Below are 26,698 nucleotides of genomic sequence, written 5' to 3' on the forward strand. Positions count from 1 at the left end.
TGAAAAGCGAAATGTCGCTTAGCTAAGTGTCCAGTCTGACTGGAGCAGATCAGTTCTCAACGTGGGGAGCTTGGTAATAGATTGAGCGAATCATGTGAGCAGTACTAGGCACACTAACCAGTTCATTATTAAAGCTGGGCAGGCGTCCTAAGTTTACTTTTACATACTTTATTTCAATCACATTTCTCTCTTGTATCCTGAGTAGCTAGGGGCTAATCAATGTATGTTACGTTCTGTAGGCTAGTAACATAACTGTAATACATGAGAGTGCTATAGCAAGGTGTAGTTAGTACGTAACTTGGATAGGTGTGATTACTTCACGAATACCACCAGTTGCCTGCGATGCTTCACCTAGCAATGAGTTAACCAAAGTCGACTTACCCACACCAGAAGACCCCATTAGCGCGACGGTTTTGCCGGTTTTACACCAAGGTGACAGTACTTGGGTTGAGCCTTGATCTAGGCTATTGACCGCTTCGATCATGAGCATCGGGTCTAAGCTTTGTACCTGTTGTACTTTGCCTTCGTAGTCGTCACACAAGTCTTTCTTAGTCAGGACGATAACCGCTTCAGCTTGTGCTTCATTTGCGAGTGCCAGGTAGCGTTCAATGCGACTCAGATTAAAGTCGTTGTTCAATGAAACCACGATAAACACTGTGTCGATATTGGCTGAAATATATTGTTCAGCCACACGACTGCCTGCAGCTTTTCGGCTAAAGAGCGATTGGCGTTCTAGTAAGCGATCGAATTGCAGTTCAGAGTTCAATATTACCCAATCGCCAACCGTCATTGCAGGTTGGTTGTGATGAATAGGTAGAGTGATTTCGCCTTGTTCAGACGCAAATGTGTAGCCACTGCGATGGTGCGCGGTGATACGGGCGATCACTGAATGGTCGTAGTCTTCAAGTGTCAGTTGTTGTTGAAATACAGGTTGCCATCCAAGTTGTTGAAGTGACATTGGATGAGAAAATGCGTTTTGTGAATTCATGTCTATTTACCCAGACGTGCGAGCTTTGATGGTATGAATTTAAAAGCGTCGAGACGTCAAAATTGCTTTAGAGTTTGGGTCGAATTCAATAGATAGGACCCCGGATTGATTCATGCATAATGAGCATGCTTTGACCATGTGCGATCAAACGTAAACCGGGTAAAAGTGTGCGGTCGTCAATGGATGACGATAAGTTGGTAGCTCGGTGTTTAAGTTTGATTAACCAAACAAATTAACGCGTTACTTTTACTGCCAGTTTTAGTGTGTTCATTACAATCATCTTCTATTCTCCTTGGTTATTAATGTGGTCAGGCTTTGAATAAAAAGCGAGCTCAGTTTAGCAAAAAGCCACGATGGCGAGAAGTCATCGTGGCTTAATTTATTTCATTGATTGTGAATCCGATTAGTGATGATCGTGATTCATCTTTTTCATGCCGCTCATTACTTTCTTAACTGGCGCTTCAAAGGTTTGCGTTTCACCGTTAGCGAAGGTCAGAGTCATCTCGATCTGCTCACCTTCTTTTAGACCATCTTTTAGGTCGAACAACATAATGTGCAGGCTGCCAGGTTTAAGTACCGCTTCACCATTCGCAGGAATTGTGATCTCATGAACTTGGCGCATCTTCATTACGTCGCCATCAACGATAACATCATGAAGCTCTACTTTGCCTGCTGCGGGTGTAGTCGCAGAAACAATAGCGCGATCTTTGTCACTGTGGTTCATCAGAGTCGTGAATACCGCGCTGTTCACTGCTGAGGGCGGTGTTGCACGTGCGTACGCGTCGTGAACCATAATGTCGCTATTCGCGTGAGCAAAGGGAGTGAGCAATAAGCCTGCTAGAGCAAGTGCTTTTAACTTCATGTTGTTGTCCTTATTTTTATGTTTTGGTCTGGGACCTGACTTTAGGTTTGAACTTTATTCGTTAAGTTCTTTGTTGTTACGTTTTACTGCGTCAGCTTGTTGATAGCCTCAACAATTGGTGCAGGTGTTAACGTGTGCGGTACTTTAGTAATCAAGGTACCGTCGGGCTTTAAAAAATAAAAATATGAGCTGTGGTCAAGGGTATATTCCAACTCTGAACCTTCAAGCTTGGTCTTTCTGAAAATAACACCGTAGTTATGTGCAAGCGTTGTTGTCACATCTAACGGGCCACTTAACCCTTCCATCATTGGGTGGAAGTATTGTGCGTATTCGTATGAGGCTTCTGCTGCATCACGCTCAGGGTCAAGAGAGACAAACATCGGGCGAATCTTGGCTTTTGCTTCATCAGAAACTTGGTTAAGTGCACCGGCTAACATAGCTAGAGAAGTTGGGCACACATCTGGGCAACGTGTGAAACCGAAGTAAACGATACGAATTCTGTCATCGGTTTGGTCAAAGATTTCCGTTGGCTGGTTGTCCTTGCCGAAAAGAGTCGTTGCGGAGAACTCTTGTTTTGCAGCGTGTTTTTCTTGAGTTTCGTTTTGCCCATCAAGATAACTTTTGATACCAAAGCCAAGTACGAAAGCAACAACCAATGCTAACGACCAATTTCTACTCATCTTGCCATCCTTATTGCAGGGTTTACAGTATCGACACCATCGGTGAGCTCACCGATCCATGTCATCTTATCTAAAGTGCATACAGGTAAAATCACATCACCTTCATAGGTATTATTGCCAATGCTCTTTAATTGAAAACGAGCAGATCCCATTTCCATTTCTAAGCCAATAAGCGACAGCATTAATGTGTCAGAAGCTGCGCCTTCCCAAACTACTTTGATTTTGCTTGGAACGAGTGGCTGAGCCGTTTCACTATCGAGTGTCATCGCAACCGCATTTTGCTCACACGATGTGGTTGAAAGCATGCAGTAATCATCTAAGTTAACGTCAGCAGAGGCTTGCTCCATCGCTGATTTAAATTGCTGAATTGCTTGCGGCCCATAAAAGCCTGCCACGAGAGCGATCCCAACAGCAGCAACCTTTAATGCAGAGTGCATGTCGTGTTCTCATCTAATTTTATAAGAGCGGCGATGTTATCATACCCCTCAATACGTGCTTGTATCAAAAAGCAATTTTGTGCGTATGGTAGAACTAAAAAAGCGAAGCCATTGGCTTCGCTTTTGTCTGCTTAATAGAGAGGTGAACTTAGTATTTCTAAGTTCTATCCGTTCTGAACATGTTCCAGAAGTACGCCGGATGATTAGTCAGCGTTACGCTCTGCAAATTTCTCTAGCCCTAGAACTAAGGCAATGGCTACAAGCATCATCACAATTGCCAACACCAACTGAGAAGGCTGAGAGGTTACGGCTTCAAAATCAAACGGCGATAGGTTTTCTTGAATCAGAGGAACTTGTTCACCTTTTGAGTTTGTGCGCCAGCTGATGGTCTCTTTCCACGGCCAAATCTTAGGTAGCGTACCGATCATCAAACCGGTTAAGAACACAAGCGTGAAGTCGCGGAATGAACGCAATAGCCAAGACAGTACATGTGAGAAAGTCAGTAGACCAATCACACAGCCGCCAAGGAATAGGGCAAGCACATCGATTTGAAACGATTTAACGGCGCCAAGTACTGGGCCATACATGCCAATTAGAAGCAGGATAAAGCTGCCTGAAATACCCGGTAAAATCATCGCGCAGATCGCAATCGCACCTGCAATCAGAACATTGATGCTGGTTGGTTCCATTTGCAGCGGCTTAAGCACGGTAATGCTGTAAGCGAAAGTAACGCCAAGCAGTAAAAACACGAATCGAATCATATCGCGCTTTTCTACTTGCTTAAGAATATGGAAAACCGACACCAATATTAGGCCAAAGAAGAAAGACCACAGTGGAACGGGGTGGGTGACCAATAACCAAGAAATCAGTTTTGCAAATGTCGCAATGCTCGTGAATACGCCTGCGAACAGTGAAATTAGGAAGAAACCATTGATGTGATTAAACGCGGCTTTGAAGCCTTCACGTTTCCATAAGCCAAGTACGCTAGGGTTAATTCTTCGAATGCTTTCTAGCAGCGTATCGTAGATACCAGTGATGAATGCGATGGTTCCGCCCGACACGCCAGGAACAACGTCTGCTGCGCCCATCGCCATGCCTTTGAAAAAAGTACTTAAGTAGTTCATTGCTTCATAGAGTTGAGGGTGATTTTGTGCAGTATACAAACTTTAGTGTAAAAAAAGTATGAATATGCCATTGGGGAAGGGCTTTTATTACTCTCTTAACTGTAAGGCAATAAGTTGAAGTGAACATTTGCCTAACATTTAAAATACAACCACTTAGTAATTTGTCATTAACAGCAGAGATGAAACTGATCTCTTATCGATATTGCATCTTGGTTGCATTATGCAAATGCACTTTGCAATTCGCATGACAAATTCATGGTTTTTATGCGATGCAGGGCTTATAAAACGTCGAATAAAAGTTGGCACGCTAACTGCATTATGTATATTGACCCTTCTTAAGCCGAGGGTCACCTAGCCAACTGACGTTGTTAGTGAACTTATGATTTGTTCACAAATATATAGAGCCAATCGCGATTATTGCGGTTGGCTATTTTTTTGCCTGTCGTTTGGTTATCTCTAGTTTTTATCGGTTATCCCTCATTTTCCAAGCGAAAAAAAAGCCAGCCACCATCGGTGACTAGCTTATGCTTTCTCGAATCAATCTCGAATCAATCTCGAATCAATCTCGAATCGTGAACCTGTTTTAGTACCCCATCAACTGCAGCAAGTTCTCCGCTGTGCTGATCGCTTCTTTACGGTTAGCAATGTTGAGCTTTTGGTAAAGGTTACGGATGTGAGTCTTGATCGTGGTACCTGCTACATCGAGTTCTTGAGCGATCTGCTCATTACTGAACCCTGAATAGATCAGACCAAGTACTTGCCATTCACGCTGGGTGAGTGGGCTAGTGCGCACAAGCTCAGGAATATTCGGGTGATTAACCAAGTTCTCAACAAAGTCTTCATCGAAGTGAACCGAGCGACTGCGCTGGGTGGTGGAGATATCCTTCATGATTTGTTGTGCGCGGTGACGTTCTAAGTCACCTAAGCCAGGCTTGTTGCTCAACTTATCCAAGATATGCCCGATAGTCCCACCGTCTACTAAGAAGTTACCGACCATACCGGTTTGGTTAGTCATATGAAGCGCTTCTTCAAGCAGTACACGTGCGCTGTCTTCATCGTTAATTTGTGTACGTAACACGGCTTCAACGATCAAGTTGCGGTTGGTGTCTGTAATCAGGTGCGAACGCTGGGCTTCACTCTTAAGGAAAGTCAGCGCTTCTTCGGCCTCTTCGTATTGCTCAAGGATGATGTGAGCACGAACGATGTTTCTCCATTGAAGCTGGCAGAAGTGGTTGCTTGCCGATTCAGGTCGAACAGCAACGCTCAACCAGTCGCGGATTGCGTCTTTATCGCCTTTCACTTGCCAGAATAAGATCAGAGAAAGTGACGCATTCGCTGTCCAATCTACGTGGTAAGTCGATTGACGCAGAAGGTGTTGGATTTGGTCAATAAATTTCGACGCTTTATCAATCTCGCCGCGACTTAGTGAAATACGAGCCAGCATAGAATAGCTGTGCAGATGTTTACTCGGAGAGTGGTGGCCAAGGATATCTAAGCCTTTGTAGCAGCACTCTTCCGCTTCATCCAATCGGTTCCAACACCAGAAGATCTGAGCGCGGACACGCAATAAGAATTCGTGCAGAGGTACGTATTGAAGCTGATGTTCTTCAATCAATTTGAATGCACTGTCTTGCAGTTCAAATGCCGCTTGAACATAACCTTGAGCAATCAAGATTTCGCTTTGTTGCAGAATCGCCCATAGAGCCTGATGGTAAACCTGATACTGACGTGCCAGTTTTTCGGTTTGTTGCATCATCGGTAGCGCACGGCTTAGGTTACCCATTACGTGATTCACTTCGCCCACAACTGAGGTTGCGACAATGCGGCTACGATAAACGGTGGTGTTCAGTTGGCTCAACGAAAGCTCAGCCAATTCCAATGCTTTTTCAGGCTCATTGCTGTTAATGGCAACTTGTGCACGTAAGGCGTTGTATTGGCCTTGCTGTTGAGTATCGAGTTCAATGTTTCGAGCTTGATATTGAGTCTCAGCCTCTTCCAACAAAGTACCCACTTGGTCATAGCGGTGCTGACTTTGTGCCAACCATGCGCGCAGCATTGAAAGCTTTGGCTCGCTGTAGAGTTGATCAGTAGTCAGTTGCTTGATCGCCATCTCTAAAGATGAAAGCTCACCTTGGTTGAACATCGGCCAACCGTGCTCAGTCAGGATTTGAATGATCAGTTCTGGATCTTCAGCGCGCTGTGCGTGACGCAGAGCTTGGTGTGGAGTGTTTTGCTTGATCCACGCTTTTGCAGCACTTCGATGCAGTTCAGCTTCCTGTTGAGGAATTCGAGCTTGACGCTCATGTGCGAGGAATTCACCAAACAAGTTATGGAAGCGATACCAGTTCTTTTCACCTTCAAGCGGGTAGATGAACAAACCAAAACGGTTGAGTGACTCGATCATACCTAACGCATCTTCACGCTGTGTAAGTGCACACACAAGCTCATCGTTGAAGTGATCAAGCACAGAACATTGCATCAAGAACTGTCGGGTTTCTTTGTCTAGCAGGTCGAATACTTCTTCAACCAAATAGTCCCAAAGATGGGCGTGGTTAAAGTGAGAGAAAGACTCTGCGGACTGTGCCAGGGTGCGTTTTTGGTGTTGTGCCTGTAGCGCGATAAGTTGCAGTGCAGAAGGCCAACCCTCTACATAACTACAAATACTGTCTGCAGTGGTGTCATCAATGCCGTCAGCTACGCGTTGGTTGAAAAAGCGTGTGGTTTCTTCGGTATCAAACGCCAACGAGTCATTACCTAATTCGATCATTAAGTCACGAACGCGCAGGTTTGCTGTACCAAGTGGTGGGGTACCTCGACTGGTAGCAACCAACGTTAGGTTGTCGGGCATGTGTTTGAGGAAGAAGCGCATGGCTTCGTGGATGTCGTCATTGTTGACCAAGTGATAGTCATCCAACACCAGAAAACATTCGTGATGGAATTCCGACATCTCGGCGAACACTTCACTCAATAAAGAATGCAGCGATGAAAACTGTCGTTTTTCTGCCAGTTTTTGGGCATTCGGACAGGCATTTTGAGTCGCTTTATTAAGTGATTGAAGTAGGTAGTTGATAAAGCGGAAGGCATCGTTGTCACTATCATCAATGCTGTACCAACCCACATTGGGTTTATCTACCAGCCATTGTGCAGCCATGGTGGTTTTACCGTAGCCCGCTGGAGAGCGGAACAACACAAGCTTATAGCAATCTGCATTGTGAAGCAGATCGAGAACCCTAGGTCGTAGGATTGCATTATGTAAGCGGCCGGGACGAGTCAGTTTCGAAGGGATCCACATATCGAAGTTTTACACCTATTCCGTGGCTATGTTCTGGAATATCCCAATCTATTGTTGAGTGCATTCCAATGACATTAGCCTAATTACTTAAGTCTTTACTCATATTACGTGAAGCAAAACGTTACCGACTATGATCCTCCTCAGAAACCTTGCGCTCCTGCATGTTTTTGGGTGTCTACGCCCTTTATTTGAGACTTTGCTCACGTTGTGGGTTGGTTTGTGAATGTGACTTCGTTCCTCCCTACACGGGGATCTATGCAAAAGATGAGAGCTGGAAATTATTTTTGTGATCTGAAACTCAGATTTGACAATGACTTTAATCTGGTTAAATAAAAGTCACATTAATTGAAGTTAAGTTATCGAACGGGAGCTTGTGATCTTAGTCACTTCAAGTTTTTGTTCGAAGTCAGAACATGAGAGTCAGATCACTAACCCTAAGTCGGTACGCCCCCTACGCCCTCCCATCTACTCCTAGTTAGTCGCGTTAGCGGGAGGATGTTTAGTTTATGGTGACCATGCACGATATGTCACAGATGAATTAGAACTATTAAAGCGAGATTTCTGAAATGAAACCAACTCAGCAAAAAACTTTCGATAAAGTGTCGTTCCAAGAAAGCGTTAAGAAGCATTTATCTGCAACCTACGCAACAACGATTGAAAACGCGGATAGCCGCGCATGGTACCTAGCAATGGGTCGCGCATTAGCAGAACTCACAACATTCGACCTGCTAGAAACTGAAAACGATGAAAAAATTAAGAACGCGAAAAGCGTTAACTACCTTTCATTAGAGTTTTTGATTGGCCGTCTAACAGGTAACAACCTGATCAGCATGGGTCTATACGAACAGATCACGCATGCAATGGAAGAGCTAGGTCAAAACCTAACTGACCTTCTAGAAGAAGAACGCGACCCATCACTAGGTAATGGTGGTCTTGGTCGTCTTGCTGCTTGTTTCATGGATTCTTGTGCCGCTCAAGAATACCCAACAGTAGGCTACGGTCTTCACTACGAATACGGTCTATTCAAACAGTCTTTCCAAGACGGTCGCCAGCAAGAAGCACCTGACGCATGGCGTGGTGTTGAAGGTTACCCATGGGAAGTAGCTCGTCCAGAACTAGCACAACACATTGGTTTTTACGGTCATGTAGAAGTTGAATTCATTGACGGTAAAGAAGTACGTACTTGGGTTCCAGGTATGGAAGTAAAAGCAATGCCTTGGGATCTACCAATCGTAGGTTACGAGTCAAGCACGGTTTACCCGCTGCGTCTTTGGGAATGTCAGGCAATCGCACCATTCTCACTAGCAAGCTTCAATAACGGTGATTACTTCGAAGCGCAACACTCGCTAATCGATGCAGGTAACATTACTAAGGTTCTTTACCCGAATGACAACCACGAGAAAGGTAAAACACTGCGTCTAATGCAGCAGTACTTCCACTCAGCAGCATCGGTTCGCGATATTCTACGTCGCCACGAAGCAGCAGGTTTTGCTCTAGAAGATCTGCCTAAGCAAGAAACGATTCAGCTTAACGATACGCACCCAACGATTGCGATTCCTGAGCTAATGCGCATCCTGATTGACGAGAAAGGTCTATCTTGGGATCAAGCATGGGAAATCAGTGCTCACACGTTCGCTTACACGAACCACACATTACTTCCAGAAGCGCTAGAAACTTGGTCTGAATCTTTGATCAATCGTCTTCTTCCACGTCACATGGAAATCATCTTTGAAATCAACCACCGCTTCATGCAAGAAGTTCGCAAGATGTGGCCTGGTGACGGTGAGAAGCAAGCGAAGCTTTCTATCATCCAAGAGGGTTTCCACCGCATGGTTCGCATGGCAAACCTATGTGTGATTGGTTCTTACAAAGTAAACGGCGTAGCTGCACTTCACTCTCAACTGGTTAAGAAAGACTTGTTCCCAGAGTTCAACGAAATCTTCCCAGGTAAACTGACTAACGTAACAAACGGCATCACGCCACGTCGTTGGTTGAAGTTCTGTAACCCAGGTCTATCTACACTAATTACTGGCAAGATCGGTACTGAGTGGCCTGCAAAACTTGAGCAGCTAGAAGGCATCGCTAAGTTTGCAACAGACGCGAAATTCCAAAAAGAATTCATGGCTGTTAAGAAAGAAAACAAACAGCGTCTTGCTGATTGGGTTCAAGAGAACATGGGTATCGAGCTAGATACTAACGCTATTTTCGACGTTCAAATCAAGCGTCTTCACGAATACAAGCGTCAGCACCTAGATTTGCTACACATTCTATCTCTGTACCACCGTATTCTTAACGAACCTGGTTTCGAGTGTGAGCCTCGCGTATGTTTCTTCGCAGCGAAAGCAGCACCGGGTTACCACCTAGCGAAAGAGATCATCTTCGCAGTTAACAAGATTGCAGAGAAGATCAACAACGATCCTCGCATCGGCAACAAGCTTAAAGTGGTATTCATCCCTGACTACCGTGTAAGCATGGCTGAAATCATCATCCCTGCAGCAGACGTTTCTCAGCAAATCTCACTGGCTGGTAAAGAAGCATCAGGTACGGGCAACATGAAGATGGCTCTAAACGGTGCTCTAACTATTGGTACGATGGATGGCGCGAACGTTGAGATTCGTGAAGAAGTTGGCGATGAGAACATCTACATCTTCGGCCTAGACGTTGATGGCGTTCAAGCACTGAAAGCTCAGGGCTACAACCCATACGACTACTACAATGCAGATCCACTACTGAAAGCATCTCTAGATCTATTGACTGGCGATGAGTTCACTCCAGGTCAACCAGGTCTTCTACGTGCAACGTTTGATAGCCTGCTAGACGGTGGTGACCCATACCTATGTCTTGCTGACTTCGCATCTTACGTGAAAGCGCACGAAGACATGGGCACGCAATACAAAGACCAAGCAGGTTGGGCTAAGAAAGCGATTCTTAACACAGCATTGGTTGGTAAGTTCACATCAGACCGCTCTATCCGCGACTACGTGAACAACATCTGGAAACTTGAAGCGGTTAACCGTTAATAGTTCCAAAAGTAGCCAAGGCAGTTTCTGCCTTGGCTCAATTAGCTTGTGAGCAAACAGATGGCTTATCCGGTAGCAATGCTTACAAACTGATTGTCACAAGCTAATTGATTAGTAACAAATTAGATAACAACCCTACAAAATAGAAAGCGTCAGAACGTTTTCGGAGAGAGCGATGAAAGAACAGACCGTATTAAAACAAGTCGCAGAAATGGCAAACATTGCCGACAGTTACGTTAGTGCGTGGGGCGATGAAGCACAAGTATCAGACGAGACGATTACGTCTCTATTGGCTTCGTTGGGCTACGATACAAGCAGCGATGATGCACTGCTTAAGTCAGCAGAAAGAAAACATAAAAAAGATGTACTAGACCCAGTTCTTGTCTTGCGTGACGGTGAGCCAGTAGAAGTGGCGCTTAATCTAGGTGTGAGTGCTCGTGAAAGTGAGTTCAGCTGGCGCTTGGAAACCGAGCAAGGAGAGGTACTTGAAGGCTATCTTCAATCTCAAGTCGTTCGTGACGAGCGTGCCGAGGGTGGCCCTTTAGTGTTTGCATTGCCAAGTGATTTGGCATGGGGTTATCACAAGCTAATTGTGAGCCGTAAGCGCCGTAAGAAGCCTTACGAGATGACACTGATTATTACGCCAAAAGCGTGTTTCAAGCAGTCACCAATCGAGCAAGGCAAAAAGCTGTGGGGACCAAGTGTTCAACTTTACACACTAAGAACTCAGCACAACTGGGGTATTGGTGACTTCGGCGACTTAAAGCAGTTGGTTGCTGATATCGCGTCTCGCGGCGGTGACTTCGTTGGTCTAAACCCGATTCACTCCTTGTTCCCTGCGAATCCGGAAGGTGCGAGCCCGTACAGCCCGTCGTCACGTCGTTGGTTGAACATCCTATACATTGATGTGAGCTCAGTACCTGAATTTGCATTAAGTGCAGAAGCACAACAAACCGTAGGCAGCGCAGAGTTCCAACAGCGTCTACAGAAAGCTCGTGACGCACACTGGGTGAACTACACCGAAGTGTCTGAGCTGAAGATGAGCATCTTGCCTTTGCTATTCGCAGAGTTTAAGACTCGTCACCTAGATAAGAACAGCGATCGTGCACAAGCCTTCCTAGCGTTTGTGGAAGAGGGCGGCGACAGCCTGATGCACCAAGCGGCATTCGATGCACTGCACGGTGAACTGCATGCTGAAGATTCTGGCATGTGGGGATGGCCTGTATTCCCTGAGAAGTACCGCACGTTCGAAAGCCCAGCAACACAGAAATACATCAAAGAGAACCTAGAGCGAGTGCATCTTTACATGTACCTGCAATGGTTAGCAGATTGCCAAATCAATGATGCTCAATCGCTTGCTGAAGAGAAAGGCATGGCGGTTGGTCTGTACCGAGATCTAGCGGTAGGTGTTGCAGATTCAGGCAGCGAGACTTGGGCTGACGAAGGCAACCTAGTAATGGATGCGAGCATCGGTGCTCCACCAGATATTCTTGGTCCGCTAGGCCAAAACTGGGGCTTACCACCACTGAACCCAGAAGTGCTTCTAGAAACAAGCTACGATGCATACATCAAGTTGCTTCGTGCGAACATGAAACACTGTGGCGCACTGCGTATTGACCACGTGTTAGGTCTACTGCGTTTATGGTGGATTCCAAAAGGTGAGAACGCAACGAAAGGCGCGTACATCTACTACCCAGTACAAGACATGCTCTCGATTCTTGCGCTTGAATCTCACCGTTACCAATGTAGCGTTATCGGTGAAGATTTAGGTACGGTGCCAGATGAGATCGTAGACATCTTAGCAGATGCTGGCGTGCACTCTTACAAGGTGTTTTTCTTCGAAACATCAGAAGAAGATGGTGGTTTCATATCTCCGAAACACTACGCATCACAATCAATGGCGGCACTGTGTACGCACGATATGCCAACATTACGTGGCTTCTGGCACTGTGATGACTTGAAGATGGGTCAAGAGATTGGTTTATACCCAGACGCAGCACAGCTAGAAACTCTGTTCGATGACCGTCTTGAGTGCAAACAAGGTATCTTAGACTCAGTGGCATGGCATGGTTTCCTACCTGAAGGTGTGGGTCGCGATGCGAGCCAAGTGCCGATGGATTCTTACCTTGCTGAAGCTCTTCAACTGCACGTAGCAGCGGGTGGTTCAACACTACTGAGTGTTCAGCTGGAAGATTGGTTAGAGATGGATAAGCCGGTAAACATTCCTGGTACGGTCGATGAGTACCCTAACTGGCGTCGTAAACTATCAATGAACTTGGACGAAATCTTTGCTCATGAAGGCGTTAATCGTATCGCTTCTAAGCTAACTGACGTTCGAGAAAAAGCAGGTAAGTAATGACGTTGAGTGACTTGAAATTAGGTGGTTTTTTGCTTACGCCGTACGAAACTACAACTTCGGTCACTCAATAATGAATGCTCATCTGGTAGAATAAACCGTCGTTATATTGCCCGCACTAATAGCGGGCATTTTTGTATTATATTTTTTGGATGTTTGGTTAGGGAGAAACGTTTTGGAACTAAGTTCGATTTCAAAGCAAAAACAAATATATACCCAACTATCACAGGCTTGTTTCACAGACCCATTTGCGTTTTTAGGGCCATACTTACCTTCTGAGCAAGGTGCATTACGTGTGTGGATTCCTGGGGCAGATAAAGTCGAGTTGATAGTTGGAAAGGAACCTCGTATTGAGTTATCGCGAGAGGGTGAAAGTGGTTTTATTCTTAAGCAAGAGAGAGACTTACGTTTCACTCACTATAAGCTTGCGGTTGATTGGGCTGGCGTAGAACAGATCATCGATGATCCGTACCAGTACCACGATCTGTACGCGAGCTACGAAGATCTTCACACACCTAAAGATATGTACCATCACATGGGGGCTCAGTTTATTACGCTAGAGCGTGATGGTCAGACAATTTCAGGTACGCGTTTCTTGGTGTACGCACCGCATGCAACTGCGGCAAGCTTGGTGGGTAACTTCAACGCTTGGGATGGTCGTCGCCACCCAATGCAGCGCCTAGATTACGGCATGTGGGGCCTATTCATTCCTGAACTGGAAGAAGGCGCTCAATATAAGTTTGAATTAAAAGGACCAAATGGCGAAGGCTTACCACACAAAGCTGACCCATGGGGTTTCTACTCTGAGCAATACCCTTCGTTCTCATCTGTGACTTACGATCACGCTCGTTACGAGTGGCAAGATACTCAATGGCAGAATCGCCCTGTAACGCAAAAGCGTAAAGAAGCGCTTTCGTTCTATGAACTGCACGCGGGTTCTTGGAAGCGTAACGCTGAAGGTGAGTTCTTAAATTATCGCGAGCTTGCGGCAGAGCTGATCCCATACTTAACAGACCTTGGCTACACGCACGTTGAGCTAATGCCAGTTTCAGAGCACCCATTCTACGGTTCTTGGGGCTATCAGCCTGTTGGTCTATTTGCACCGACTAGCCGTTTTGGTTCTCCAGATGATTTTAAATACTTCGTCGATCAATGTCACCAAGCGGGCCTTGGCGTTGTGCTTGACTGGGTTCCAGCTCACTTCCCAAGTGACGATCACGGTTTAGCTAATTTTGATGGTACGCCGTTGTTCCACGATCCAGACCCACGTCGTGGTTGGCATCAAGACTGGAACTCGTATATTTATGATTTAGGTCGTGAACATGTGCGTCGTTTCTTGGTGGCAAATGCGTTGTACTGGTTTGAGCAATTCCATATTGATGGTATCCGTGTTGATGCGGTAGCTTCGATGCTCTACCTCGATTATTCACGCAGCCATGATCAATGGATTCCGAACGCAGACGGCGGCAACGAAAACTATGACGCTATCGCAACTCTTAAGTGGATGAACGAAGAAGTGTACAAGCACTTCCCGAATGCGATGACGATTGCCGAAGAATCGACGGCTTTCCCAGGTGTTTCGGCACCCACTTTCATGGGCGGATTGGGCTTTGGCTTTAAGTGGAACATGGGTTGGATGCACGATAGTTTGTCATACATTCAAGAAGACCCAATTAACCGTAAATATCATCACGATACAATTACGTTCCCGTTAGTTTACGCTCACAGTGAGAACTACGTATTGTCTCTGTCTCACGATGAGGTAGTTTACGGTAAGGGCTCTATCCACAACAAGATGCCTGGTGATGAATGGCAGCAAACGGCAAATCTTCGTGCTTATATGGGTTACATGTATGCGCAGCCGGGTAAGAAGCTGAACTTCATGGGCGCAGAATTTGGTCAGACGGCTGAATGGAATCATGATGACCAACTACAATGGTTCTTGTTGGATTACGAGCGTCATCAAGGTGTTAAGCGTTTAACTAAAGACCTGAATAACCTGTATCGCTCTGAAGCTGCAATGCACGATCTTGATTTTGACCCGAAAGGTTTTGAATGGCGTCTTCAAGATTCAGCAGAAGCGAGTATCCTAGCGCACGAACGTATCAGTGAATCTGGTGAGCGTGTATTGGTAGTATCTAACTTTACGCCAGTTCCTCACGAGCACTTCCGTTTAGGTGTGCCAGTACAAGGTGAGTACTCACTATTGTTGAATACAGACTCGAGTGACTACGCCGGTAGTGGTTTTGAAGTGAAGCAGACTGCGGAGATCGAATCAGTAGAAAGCGAAGGTCTGGATACATCAATTGAGTTGCGTCTACCGCCGCTATCGACTGTCTTCTATAAGCTGAATTCGTAACATAATTCGCGCAGTAGAAAGTATAAAAAAGGGAGCCTTCTGGCTCCCTTTTTGTATTGAATATAAATGTTCGTTTAGCTTAATGCTGCTTGAAGTTCGTAAGATGGAACATTGAGCGTCCGACGACAGTTTCAAGAATACGAACCGAGTCGGTACCAAAGCTCTCAAGCATCTTATTTCGAAAAGCACCATCTGAGCTGATATTGAATTCTTCAGGGCTCTTAACCTGAGATGCGTGGAAAAACATGAGTTTAATAACGTAACGGAACTGTTCATCATCTAGTGCATCTTGCCAAGATTGAACAAACGCTGCTTCTGACGAGAAGCTTAGGCTCTCGATTACGATCGATAGCATGTGTTGATGTAACACGGAGCGGATAGCACGGGTCGATGGGTAGTAACCCTGAAGCGTCGTTAAACTAATGCCAATTTCTTGAGCAATCCTTGCATAAGTTAGTGCTTCATGTCCTTCAGCCAGAAAAAGGTTTAGTACGATTTCATCGTAGTGTTTTTGGTTTTCTAGTTTCTGTACTTGAGTTATTCGAGCCATTACAAATCTCTATTGAGTGTAGCATTCTGTAAATACAGTATATTAAGAGTTTCTGAATTAAATCTCAAACTCCAAGGGTAAATAACTGGTCAATTTATCGTTAAATATAGTCAGTATTGTGTCATTGGTTCAATTATCAATCAGATTTTGGCATAAACAAAAACACCGCCCTATTGAGCGGTGTATTATTTAAAGTCTTTGTTTATCTTTGCTAATTCAGATGACTAGAACGGATACCAAAATAACTGCGGCTCTAGAATGCGTTTCGCAATGGCTAACACCACGATAAAAGCGATGACACTTAAACAAACAAAATCGATACGTTTCAAAGGTGCATAGCTATACCAAGTGCGTGCTTTGTGTCGACCAAAACCTCGTAATGTCATTGCGTTAGAGATCTCGTCTGCGCGGTCCAAACTAGAGAAAATGAGCGGGCCTAGAACCTTAGCTACATTTTTGATTCGAGTAATTAGAGGCGCTTTCTTTGAGAGATCTACACCACGAGCTTGCTGTGCATGCATGATATTGATGAAGTCTTTTTTAACTTCTGGCAAGTAACGCAGGGTTAGACTCACCGCATAAGCTATTTTGTAAGGAACACCGATACGGTTGAGGCTCGCTGCAAACTCAGTCGGGTGCGTAGTGAAGACGAATATTAACGCTATCGGGAACATACTCATGTACTTGAGCGTAACCGTGACTAAGTAAAACAGAGTCTCCTGGCTCAACGAGTAGTTACCCGGTAATGTCAGTAATACAGTTTCGCTACCGATGAGCTCAGTGCCTTGCTGCGGAGCAAGCAGGAACATGAATAAAGCATTTAGACTTAAGACACTCGCCGTACCTAATAACAAAGGCTTATACACGCGTATAGGCACATTGGTGAGCTTTAATAGGTATAAACCAGTAATAATAAGCAGCGTAATCAATCTCAGGTCGAACGTAGTCAATACCACGGTTACCCAAGCTAAGAAGAGTGCAAATTTCGTGATGCCATTCAATGCGTGCAGGGGGGATTTGGTATCAATGTAGTTGATGCCGAATTTTACTTTTGATGCGTTCATAGAGAACTTCTCTCGTAGTCGATGAAGTACTGCATAAACGCATTGGTATCGTCGATTTTCATCATAGTCGCGAGTTCATAAATACTAGTGGTACAGAGGTTTGCACGTTCTAGAAGCGATGGCTGACTAAACACTTCTGTCATGGCGGCATTGGCAATAAGCTTGCTGTCTGCGATTACGATTGAACGTGTGGTGTACTCTAGAACGAGATGCATGTCGTGTGAGATGATCACCACAGTAATACCCAAATCACGGTTAAGCTTTTGGATAAACGCCAACATTGACGTGTAGTTTCGGTAATCTTGGCCTGCTGTTGGTTCATCCAAGATGAGGAGTTCAGGTTCCAACACTAAGATAGAAGCGATGGTTACACGCTTTTTCTGACCGTAGCTCAAAGCTTCGATAGGCCAGTGACGGAACTTACTCAGCCCACACAGCTCAAGAATGTTTTCAACTTTTTCTTTAATCAGCTCTTCTGCAATATTGCGGTTACGAAGACCAAAAGCAATCTCGTCAAAAATCATATGATGCGAAATCATATGATTTGGGTTCTGCATTACCACACCGACCTTTTGGCTTCTTTCGAAGATAGAAAGCTCAGATAAGTCTTCACCATTTAGATAGGAAGAGCCTGAATCGGCATCGATCACACCCATGATGAGTTTGGTGATGGTAGATTTACCCGAACCGTTCTTGCCCAGAATCGAAACAAACTCGCCTTTGCCAATCTTAAAGCTGACATCTTCGAGAGCGTTCTTTTCACCATCGTAAGAGTAAGTCAGGCCGTGGACCTCAAGCAAAGGTTGGTACTGCTTCTCGGCAACTGGAGTCGGGCGCTCTGCAAACCAAGCCTGAACCGCAGGGCGGAATCTTTTGTAATCGAGAGCTTTGAGGTTTGATAGCTTATCTTCACTGGTCAAAGGTGCTTTCGCTGCCTTCAGAGCAGATAAATAAAGTGGTTCACGAATACCGTGTGTTTCAAGCAGTTCAGAAGCTAAGATTTCATCGGGTGTCATGTCCGCGACAATTTCACCGCGCTCCATCAAGATCACTCGATCGATATCGCGATGTAGTACATCTTCAAGGCGATGCTCGATGATGACTATAGTCTTGTTGGTTTCTTTATGAAGTTGGTCGATGATTTCGATAGTCGCTTTACCCGTTTTCGGGTCAAGGCTAGCCAAAGGTTCATCAAACAACAGGATGTCAACGTCATCAACTAAGATGCCCGCTAATGACACGCGTTGTTTCTGGCCGCCGGATAAATCATGTGGCGAGCGATCAAGCATATCTGCTAAGTCGACCATTTTTGCTGTCGACTTAACCAGAGGGTACATATCAATGTTCGACACTAACTGATTTTCCAGTGCGAATGCGATGTCTTCGCCAATACTCAAACCGACAAATTGGCTATCAGTATCTTGTAATACTGTGCCAACCTGCTCGGTATAGTCGTGCATAGAAAAATCAGAAATGTTCTTACCGTTGATCTCTAGAGAGCCAGTCACCTCACCTTTGATAGCATGAGGAATCAGACCGTTAAGGCATTGACCTAGGGTAGATTTACCACTACCGCTTGCTCCAATAATGACGATTTTCTCTCCTTTCTCTATCCTTAGATTGATATTTTTTAGCGTCGGTTTATCCAGCGACTCATATCTAAAAGAGAAGTTCGAAAATGCTATAGTCATTATCGCTTATGCCTCAGTCAGGTTACGGCTTTGTTTGTTGCGTTTAGCGACTGATTTTAGGATCAGTAAGCCAACAACAGCGATCAGAACGGTGTTACCCGCAGCAATGATAGAGAGTTGAGTGAAGACTTTAGTAAACGGTTCTGCATAAAGGATGGTATCTAGGAATGCAGAGCAGCCGTAACCAACCACATTACCGGCAAGGGCAAGTACCACAAACAGCGCGAAGTCCTTCATAGGCAACTCACCTTGCTGAAGGCGGTTCTTGGTCAACATCGGGAATAAGCCGATAACCATGCCTACGATACCTGAGCCTAAAACCCAAGTTAACCACACACCCCAGCCTGCGAACAGATCCGTTACCCAGTGACCGATAAAGCCAACTAAGAAGCCAACAATAGGGCCGAACAAAACAGAAAACAGTGCTAGAACTGCCATTGCTGGTTTCAATGTCGTGTTAGCAAACACTGGGACACCAAACATAGGTAAACCACCAATGCCGTACAGTGCCGCGCCAATGGCGATAACGACCACTGTTTTAGCTGAAAAGTTCATAGATAACCTCGAATTCTGAAAAATAAAGCAAAATAAAGAATAAATATTCGCCATTATTAATATGCGTCTCAATGAGAACGTTTTTTGGGCAAATATAAAAAATAAGGCGCGCATTATACAGTAGAACCCTTTCATAAGGGAAGGTAAGTGTCTAGATGTCTAAAATTCCATCTGAACACCTAAATATCGTGTAAAAAGCGTAATTTTACGGTTAATCCAGCAACAAAAAAGCCAGAGCGAGTCTGACTTTTTCATTCGTCTTAACTATGTGTTAAGCGGGTTCGTCACGTACCTTTGACCGTTTAGTGGTCTAGGTATAGATAGTTTTGCCAACTCTTCATGCGAATAAGGACCTTGCGCATGATTGAAACGTGGGTGAAGCTGTCAGAATAAACGGCAACTTCAACCGCGGTACCCATAGGTAAATGGTAGTCAGACAGGTCATCAGTGATGGTCATTTTAGCAAATACGCGTCCATTAGTACGAAGTGCATTGGTACCAATAAGTGTCCCGCGCGCTTGAATTTGACTCTCACCAATAGCTGGGATTATTTCATCAATGCGTCCTTTGAAAATCTTGCCTGGTAGTGCTCTGAATAAAAATTCAGCTTCGAAACCAGGATGCAGTCGTTGCAATGAGTTTTGTCTGAATGCTGCGATGTAGTATTTTTCTTCCGTATGGACAAATGTCATGACAGGAGCAAGAGGTAGCGGTACAGCCATTACGCCTGGACGCAGTGCTAGTTGTGTAACATATCCATCCGTTGGTGCTCTCACGACCGTTTGGTCAAGGTTGAATTGAGCCTTACGTAAGTCTGCAAGTAATCCTGCCACTGCGGTGTTCTCGCCACCAATTTCAGAATTTAGAGCGATCTGAGCTTGTTGTTGACTTGCTTCTGCTACTTTTACTGCTGCTTCCGATGCCTTATAAGCTTGTCTACGAGTATCCAATTGTTGTTCGGTAAACGCACCACTTTCAAAGCCACGCTTATAACGAGAAAATTCGCGTTGCGCTTTGTCTCTTTCTGCAATCGCTTTGATTTTAGCAGCTTCAGCTTCAGCAACTTGAGATTCAAGCCCAAGTGCTCCTTGGCTTGCTTCTTTTACTTTCGCTTCGAGCTTGGCGACTTCTGCTTCAAAAGGGATAGGGTCAATTTTAAAGAGGATGTCTCCTTTCTTTAAAGGAGAATTCGCCTCAACAGGAACCTCAATGACTTTACCTCTAACGCCTGAAACAATTGGAGTCGTTGAGTAAACTTGGTTGCCAAGTTGTGTGAAAGGATGGTTGTAGTTCATTAATAGGATCAATGTTCCTACGATGACCACACCACCGAGCACTGCGGTAGGCACTGTCCATTTGTTTAGTGGGATATTAAATACTTTGAAAATAGTGATACAAAGTGCCGCGTAGGTCATTATCAGTAGTAAATCCATTACTTAGCCTCCTGATCTTGAACGTTGTTTGACTCTTTTTTTGTGCTGCTTTGTTTAGTATTTGCTTGTTTGAGCTGTGCGATCTCTTCTTGAAGGGTGCTAACTTGATCGATTAAAACATCCACTCGGTGATGAATATCGTGCTGCTCTTCTTCGAGTTTTTCGAAGCCCCAGCCTCGGTCTTTCCGCCATAATGTTGCCCAAATCCATAGAAAGGGCCAAATTGTGTGCAAAGTGAATAGGCTAACCCAGCCTGAGACGTGAATTGCGTCTTGGTGAGGATGATTACGTTCTTTGGCTATTTCATAAGGGATATCGTGAATAACGATGATGCCGTAAAAGATGACTAGAGCAACGAAAATGAGTAAGCCGAGTGCAAAGTAGTCTAAAAACATAACAGATCCTTGTAATGTTAGATGTTAGTTATAAATATAGTACGCTATCATCCAAGTAATTGTTATAAAAATGATTTGCTGAGTTGTAAATAATGAGTGTTCGCTTCTAATGTGAGCAAAACCATTGACGAATCTTATAAATCTCATCGCGTTTGAAGAGGCTATTTCGGCTTTCTGGTTGGTATTTTAGCTGAAATGATGACAGCTACGATTCTAAATGACGTGCACAACCACAAAGGATAAACACGGATGTATATAGGTGAATTGGCGGCTATTGGTGCTGCGATTGTGTGGGCGTGTGCGACATGGATTTATGGACAGTTTGGTCATCGCTTCTCTGCGATGCAATTGAACATTGTTAAGGGTGTAGTGGCGTCAGGGATGATGTTGCTGGTGATGCCTCTTATTCCGATGCCGGAGTTTGAACTGAGTACCAACCATTTTCTGATATTGGCAATTTCAGGTGTGATTGGCATTGCGATTGGAGATAGCGCCTATTTTGCGGCGTTGAAAAGAATCGGTGCCAATAAGACGCTGTTACTGGAATCTTTAGCCCCGCCTCTTTCTGGTGTGCTGGCATTAATGTTCCTGGGCGCTGTATTGACAGTGCAAAGTTGGCTCGGTGTCGTGATTACAACACTAGCGGTGACCTTCGTTGTCTTCCAGCCATCAAAATCGGCGAGCGGTGAATCGAATAACAAAGCGCAGTGGGGTGGCATTGGTTATGGGCTTGTGGCGAGTGTCTGTCAGGCATCTGGTGTGGTTATTTCTCATTACGCGTTAGTGGCGGGTGATATCCCACCATTGTTAGGTGCTTTGATTCGCCTGACGATTGGCGTGTTTGCTGTGATGCTGATTATCCCTTTCGTTGAAAAGAAGCCGTATTCATCGATAAAAAGAGATTTATGGGAAATGACCAAGCTCGATAAACTGTGGTTACTAGGAGCAATCTTTGTCGGGACGTTTCTCGCTCTATGGCTTCAACAAGTGGCGTTGAAGAATGCTAACCCTGCGATTGCACAAACGTTGATAGCGACCAGCCCGGTCTTTATTTTGGTGATTTATGCGCTGAAAGGGGAGAAGGTGTCAAAGCAAAGTATCATAGGCACACTTGCCGCCCTTGCTGGTATTTCTCTGTTCTTTTATCAATAAGCAGTTGGCCTAAGCTACAGAGCTATATGCCACTACTCTGTACACACTTGATTACGGCCGTTGGCTTTAGCTCGGTATAGCGCTTTATCCGCACGGTAGAAGGTGCGTTGAGTATTCTCTCCGTCACGATGCAAAGTGATACCAATACTCACGGTCAAACCGCGCTCCCCAAGTATCTCATGCCAACCGAATTGGAAAATGCGCTCTCGATAATTTTCAGAGTGCGTTTCTGCCTTCGGAAGATCAGTGTTCTCTAGAATGACGAGGAACTCTTCTCCGCCAAACCTGACACACGATGCGCCTCTAAACTTAAAGTATGAACGCAGCTCTTGAGACACGCTAACAATCGCTTTATCACCCACTAAGTGACTCAGTTCATCATTGATAGACTTGAAGTGGTCAATATCAATAACCATCAGTGCGAAAGAGGTATCGTGCAACAGCATGTCTTTCAATTTCACATCTAACCAGCGACGGTTGTGTAACCCTGTCAATGGATCGGTGAATACGTCTTGTTGAAGCTGAGCAACCGCATTCTTGTGTTGTTCCGTTGTCTCTTTGAGCTCTTTGTTCTCTTGTTCAGAGAGAATGAGTTTGAGTTGTAATTCAAAACGGGACAGGCGGCGTAGTTGGCTTGCACCGAGTTCACTGATCGGGATCTGCTTCATCAGATCGGTTTCAATTCGGTAGCCTTTTTTCTCATAGCTTAGCGCTTCTTGAAAACGCCCTTGATTCATACACACATCACTCAGCGAATCGTAGAATCGTTTTGCAAGTACTGGCGACGAGTAGGCTTTCACGCGTTTGTCTGTGCTCGACAAAATCATGCTCGCGTAGTCTTGCTTGCCGGTTGCACTTAGGCAATGTGCGAGCTCTAGACGAGTCATGGTTGCAAGCCAGCTTGCTTGAGTGCTGTTGGCTGGGTATTGAACCTTGGACAGACAGCGTAGCGCTTCATGATATTTTTTCTTAGCGCGCAGCACCTTTGCTTGGTAAAGCAATATTTGAGCTGTGAGTAACTTGTCACTCACCAAAATACTCAGTTCTTCGCACTCATTCAGTAAATCGCTGGCTGCAGTAATACGGTTGAGCAGAAGCAAGCTCGCCACCATATGCAGCTTGAATTTGAGGCGAAGTGAGCGACTGCTTATCGCATGGTCTATGCTGCTGATTTTTTGGTAATAACGAAGGGCTCTGTTGTGATCGCCATAGGAATCACACAGGTTCCCCATGCCTAAAATTGCTAGTACATACTCATCGATATGGCCGTGTTCAACCGCGATTGTCGATGAACTGATGAATTCATTGAGTGCTGACGTGTAATCACCAATTTCAACTAAGCGGTCACTTAGGCTGGTCTTGACTGTCAGAATGTCTTCAATATCGGCAGGAAGGTGGAGCAGATCGAGTGCTCGTCTCAACTCTTCGATACTGGTTTGATTTTGTTGTAACTCGGCACGGTATTCAGAGCTGATGATATAGCAGTGCGCTTGCTCTGTTTGCGTTGTCGAAACGTGCTGGCGAATGTGGTTCCAGAAGATGATCGCTTCTTCACCTGATACCGATGAAGGGTCTAAACCGGCGTCTGTGATCTTGCTTAATAGCGTTTCCATTATTCTATTACCTCAGCATCGTCTTCTTCTAATTGTTCAAGCGTAAACGGGAACGTCAAAATATCATTGAGGCTGACGGTCGGTCTTGAACCTTTTAATCCTTTTCTATGCCAAGGATAAATATCAAGCATGGTGCTGAGAGTTTGGAAGGTTTGCTCTGCGGCTTCGCCTTTTTCGGAAAGCATAAGAGCCACACGTTCAGAACTTAGCCTTGCAATGAAGTCATTCTGGTTACATAAAGCATGAGCAATCTCGGTACAGACATCTAAGTAATCAGTATCGACATGATGGAACATAATGATGCTGTGGTTTGAACGCTTAAGCTCTGTCTTAAAGAGGACCAGTTTTTCCCACCAAAAGGTTTCAGAAACAACGTAAGATAGGTGCTTTTCAGGATCGTATTCGTGTTGGCCACGAATACGATTAATCAGCTTTCGTGCCCTCTGTTCAAGCTGGCGTTTTGAACTGCGTGCTTTGTCCAAACCGACACGATTAGTTTGCTCTTTAAGCATGCAGATAGAATATTGACGGTACTTTTTAAAGGCGACTAATGCTGCTTTGAAATCCTGGTTTTCTTCTGCAACCAAGGACTGTTGGTAACAAATTTGGCTAAGCAATTCACCATTATCAAATTCATTGGCGGATTGTTCAGCGAGTCTCAGTAATTCTGCCGCTTGTTCTGGCCTTTTTCTCAGGAGATCCAATCGAGCTCGACTGATGTATGAATGCGCCTTCATCCAAACTAGGTTGTGTTCGACTGCCAGACTGTGCGCTTTGGCAGTGGCGCGCTCTGCGTCATCTAAGCGTTCAAGACCAAGTAGAGCAAGGCCTCGGAAGTCCCATACTTCTGCATGCCAAGTGTTATCTTTATGGTCTTTTAATGCTTCTTCTGCACCGTCTAGTACCGATAGCATTTCAACATAGTTGTTGAGCAGATAGTAATCCCACGCGAGCAGTATTCTGGCTTTGCCCTCTAACCAACCAATGCGGCTGTTGTTAGCCACTTTAACGGCAAGTTGGTGAGTAGAACGTGCAAGTTTATATTCGTGGGTCATTCGCCAAATATTGCCGAGACCAATGAGGCATTCAATTTGAATTTCGACTTCATCAACCAACGCAGATTGCTCTAAAGCATTGATCCAAAACTGTTGGGCGGAATAATATTTGGCTTGCCCCCAGAACTGGAGAGCGTGTAAATGGAGGATTTCAGGGAGAAAAAGGTCGGTATCTAATCGGCTTTGGCGCTTATAGGCTTCCTTGATGTGCTTTAAACCTTTCTGGTAATCCATCAGGTTCCAGCTACACCTTGCCATTAACATCAATGACTGGATGGCACCCTCTTCAAACAGAACTTGCTCTGATCTGACTAGGCATTGTTGAGCGATCTCTAGGATCACCGATGGCTCAGAGTCAACACGAGTTTTGAGTTTTTCTAATTCTGTTTCAAGAAGGTACTGATTTTTGTCCAAGACTTAGATCCATGATTATCGAACATATTGATAACACAATCATTATAAGAGTGTAATTTGAGATAAGCACCAATTATCTTTCTTAGAGCGTCAAAGGAACATCGATCTTTTCTAATTATGGGTGTTACCTCATGTTGTTGCTTTAAAATCAATGAGTTCCCGAATAATTATCTAGAGGCTTTGTTGCTATGAAAGTAGTTGCTTTAGAGTTAATGGCTGCTCTGCTACGCCCAAGCGTTGCGCTGCCGTGAGCCCTTGCTTATCTTGGTAGCACAGATTGTGCCAAGCTCTAAATATGTCGAGCAATGGAAGAATGCCCCCAGGACGAAGTTTACGTCTGGGCTCATTGATGAAGCTATCAAATAACAGCTGAAAGCGCTGTTGATAGAACTTAGTTTGTTGAATTGAGGCCGTGTTAAACCACTGTTTTGGTTCTGGATTGTTACCTGTTAGGTAGCAGATGCCTTTCTGATTATCACCTTGATTCGCAATAGCCCAACGATCTCGCCACCAACTCATATGAACGATGTCGATCTTTTCAAAACTTTGATCGTCTTGCCAGCCTGAATCTTCCTCTACATACATAAGGTCAATATTTTGACTCTGAATGCGCGGCAAACATACGCTTAAAGCGGCAGATCTTAGTAATGGATCTTGTGGCATATAGATGGCGACATGTTTGTCTTCATTACACATATCCAATACATGTAGGAAGTGAGCATAAGAGGTATAAGGCGGTCGAATTAGTGCGCCTTTTGAAGGGTAGCTAAATGTGGTGAGGTTACCCATAGGGTCCTCAACGTTACCTCTCGCAAGAATCACTTGGTACTGCTGTTCAATGCGCTCTTTTAGTTTGTCAGAGGGCTGAGGTAGTTCGAGATTCGCTTCTGAAGAGTGCTCTTTGGATACAAAGCGTGCAACATCATCATAAGGGTTGTGGTCGACATTCCCTGATGGCTCTTCATTTTGAGAGTAGTTAACGTGTTGGCAAAGGATGTAGCCAGAATGCGCCTCGCCAGTCGCTATCCAAACCACACCGTTGTTACTTTGTGGCTGTAGACGCTGGTAGTGAGATGCGAACTCGTAATCTTTCGCATGGTTAACCCATCGTGCATCGATCATCGCTAATTTACGACGACAACGGCTCGCGATATGGTCAACATGATCATAGAAAGTCTTTGGATTGATCTCTAATTTTCTACAGATTTCACGTACGGAATAGCCCATGAACAGTAAGCCCATGAGGTTTTCTTGAAATTGAAGTTTTTTATTGGATCCAGACCATTTATCAACGAAGGTTGATTGGCAGTCTTTGCATCGATAACGCTGCCTGTCGCCACTATAGCCGAAGGCATGATAAAGATGTTTGTGGGTATGAACCGATAAGCCGAAGTTATCGCAATCATCATTACGACAAGCAGGGAGCCCATCGCTGTGAAGTTGTCTTAGGCGATGAAGTTCGCTTAACACTTCACGATTGTTAAGTAAGGGGGGGAAAGCTCCACATTCACGACAAACCATCGCAGGACGCTTAGGGTTAGCGTGTTGCAAAACATACCGTTTTGCATCGCTCAAGCCAAAGTTGTCACACGCCAATGTTTTACAAAAGTTGAGTTGCAAACCATCCGCATCTTTTGGCAGCTTGTCGTTAGACACGA

The 26,698-nt window shown here is 44.9% G+C and carries 18 protein-coding genes and 1 pseudogene; 4 read left to right on the forward strand and 15 right to left on the reverse strand.

What is annotated here, in order from left to right:
- Window positions 1-316: 316 nt before the first annotated feature.
- From rsgA to malT, 6 genes and pseudogenes are all read right to left on the reverse strand, one after another.
- Window positions 317-988 (reverse strand): annotated as a pseudogene (gene rsgA / locus ACED45_RS13815) (GTPase RsgA); the annotation flags it as partial.
- A gap of 403 nt (window positions 989-1,391) precedes the next feature.
- Complete coding sequence (locus tag ACED45_RS13820; protein ID WP_146491016.1) at window positions 1,392-1,850, reverse strand: copper chaperone PCu(A)C; 459 nt, start codon at window positions 1,848-1,850, stop codon at window positions 1,392-1,394.
- Between the two features lie 83 nt (window positions 1,851-1,933).
- The gene (locus ACED45_RS13825; protein WP_371714276.1) at window positions 1,934-2,530 is read right to left on the reverse strand and encodes an SCO family protein; all 597 of its coding nucleotides are present in this window, start codon (window positions 2,528-2,530) and stop codon (window positions 1,934-1,936) included.
- The gene (locus ACED45_RS13830; protein WP_285953842.1) at window positions 2,527-2,967 is read right to left on the reverse strand and encodes a hypothetical protein; all 441 of its coding nucleotides are present in this window, start codon (window positions 2,965-2,967) and stop codon (window positions 2,527-2,529) included. The genes ACED45_RS13825 and ACED45_RS13830 overlap by 4 nt, the downstream gene beginning before the upstream one ends.
- Window positions 2,968-3,170: 203 nt before the next feature.
- Window positions 3,171-4,091 carry a DUF368 domain-containing protein gene (locus tag ACED45_RS13835; protein WP_371714292.1) on the reverse strand — a complete coding sequence of 307 codons (921 nt, stop codon included), beginning with the start codon at window positions 4,089-4,091 and terminating at the stop codon, window positions 3,171-3,173.
- Between the two features lie 583 nt (window positions 4,092-4,674).
- Window positions 4,675-7,383 carry an HTH-type transcriptional regulator MalT gene (gene malT / locus ACED45_RS13840; protein ID WP_285953840.1) on the reverse strand — a complete coding sequence of 903 codons (2,709 nt, stop codon included), beginning with the start codon at window positions 7,381-7,383 and terminating at the stop codon, window positions 4,675-4,677.
- Between the two features lie 566 nt (window positions 7,384-7,949).
- On the opposite strand from malT, the gene ACED45_RS13845 reads away from it, so the two are divergent.
- From ACED45_RS13845 to glgB, 3 genes are all read left to right on the forward strand, one after another.
- The gene (locus ACED45_RS13845; RefSeq protein WP_371714277.1) at window positions 7,950-10,403 is read left to right on the forward strand and encodes a glycogen/starch/alpha-glucan phosphorylase; all 2,454 of its coding nucleotides are present in this window, start codon (window positions 7,950-7,952) and stop codon (window positions 10,401-10,403) included.
- A 175-nt stretch (window positions 10,404-10,578) separates the two neighbouring features.
- Window positions 10,579-12,759 (forward strand): 4-alpha-glucanotransferase, encoded by a 2,181-nt coding sequence (gene malQ / locus ACED45_RS13850; RefSeq protein WP_371714278.1) that lies wholly within the window; start codon window positions 10,579-10,581, stop codon window positions 12,757-12,759.
- 175 nt (window positions 12,760-12,934) lie between these two features.
- On the forward strand, window positions 12,935-15,118 hold the full coding sequence (gene glgB, locus ACED45_RS13855; protein ID WP_371714279.1) for a 1,4-alpha-glucan branching protein GlgB: 2,184 nt from the start codon (window positions 12,935-12,937) through the stop codon (window positions 15,116-15,118).
- Window positions 15,119-15,197: 79 nt separating this feature from the next.
- Here the strand turns inward: glgB and ACED45_RS13860 are convergent, their stop codons facing one another.
- From ACED45_RS13860 to ACED45_RS13885, 6 genes are all read right to left on the reverse strand, one after another.
- A complete protein-coding gene (locus tag ACED45_RS13860) occupies window positions 15,198-15,668 on the reverse strand; it encodes a TetR/AcrR family transcriptional regulator (protein ID WP_371714280.1) in 471 nt (156 codons plus the stop codon).
- Window positions 15,669-15,892: 224 nt separating this feature from the next.
- A complete protein-coding gene (locus ACED45_RS13865; RefSeq protein ID WP_371714281.1) occupies window positions 15,893-16,732 on the reverse strand; it encodes an energy-coupling factor transporter transmembrane component T family protein in 840 nt (279 codons plus the stop codon).
- Window positions 16,729-18,423 (reverse strand): ABC transporter ATP-binding protein, encoded by a 1,695-nt coding sequence (locus ACED45_RS13870; protein WP_371714282.1) that lies wholly within the window; start codon window positions 18,421-18,423, stop codon window positions 16,729-16,731. The genes ACED45_RS13865 and ACED45_RS13870 overlap by 4 nt, the downstream gene beginning before the upstream one ends.
- Before the next feature lie 6 nt (window positions 18,424-18,429).
- A complete protein-coding gene (locus ACED45_RS13875; RefSeq protein WP_017066579.1) occupies window positions 18,430-18,978 on the reverse strand; it encodes an ECF-type riboflavin transporter substrate-binding protein in 549 nt (182 codons plus the stop codon).
- Window positions 18,979-19,280: 302 nt separating this feature from the next.
- On the reverse strand, window positions 19,281-20,411 hold the full coding sequence (locus ACED45_RS13880) for an HlyD family secretion protein (RefSeq protein ID WP_017061874.1): 1,131 nt from the start codon (window positions 20,409-20,411) through the stop codon (window positions 19,281-19,283).
- Window positions 20,411-20,806, reverse strand: coding sequence for a DUF3302 domain-containing protein (locus ACED45_RS13885; protein ID WP_017061875.1), 396 nt, complete (start codon window positions 20,804-20,806; stop codon window positions 20,411-20,413). Before ACED45_RS13885 ends, ACED45_RS13880 begins: the two co-directional genes overlap by 1 nt.
- Window positions 20,807-21,055: 249 nt before the next feature.
- Between ACED45_RS13885 and ACED45_RS13890 the strand changes: the two genes are divergently transcribed.
- The gene (locus ACED45_RS13890) at window positions 21,056-21,958 is read left to right on the forward strand and encodes a DMT family transporter (RefSeq protein WP_017061876.1); all 903 of its coding nucleotides are present in this window, start codon (window positions 21,056-21,058) and stop codon (window positions 21,956-21,958) included.
- A gap of 32 nt (window positions 21,959-21,990) precedes the next feature.
- Here the strand turns inward: ACED45_RS13890 and ACED45_RS13895 are convergent, their stop codons facing one another.
- From ACED45_RS13895 to ACED45_RS13905, 3 genes are all read right to left on the reverse strand, one after another.
- Window positions 21,991-23,571: a diguanylate cyclase domain-containing protein gene (locus tag ACED45_RS13895; protein WP_371714283.1), complete on the reverse strand. Its 1,581-nt coding sequence runs from the start codon at window positions 23,569-23,571 to the stop codon at window positions 21,991-21,993.
- Window positions 23,571-25,040: a hypothetical protein gene (locus ACED45_RS13900; protein WP_371714284.1), complete on the reverse strand. Its 1,470-nt coding sequence runs from the start codon at window positions 25,038-25,040 to the stop codon at window positions 23,571-23,573. Before ACED45_RS13900 ends, ACED45_RS13895 begins: the two co-directional genes overlap by 1 nt.
- A gap of 186 nt (window positions 25,041-25,226) precedes the next feature.
- Complete coding sequence (locus tag ACED45_RS13905; protein ID WP_048661020.1) at window positions 25,227-26,696, reverse strand: lactate dehydrogenase; 1,470 nt, start codon at window positions 26,694-26,696, stop codon at window positions 25,227-25,229.
- Window positions 26,697-26,698 lie beyond the last annotated feature (2 nt).

The organism is Vibrio crassostreae (assembly GCF_041439375.1).
GTDB lineage: Bacteria > Pseudomonadota > Gammaproteobacteria > Enterobacterales > Vibrionaceae > Vibrio > Vibrio crassostreae_D.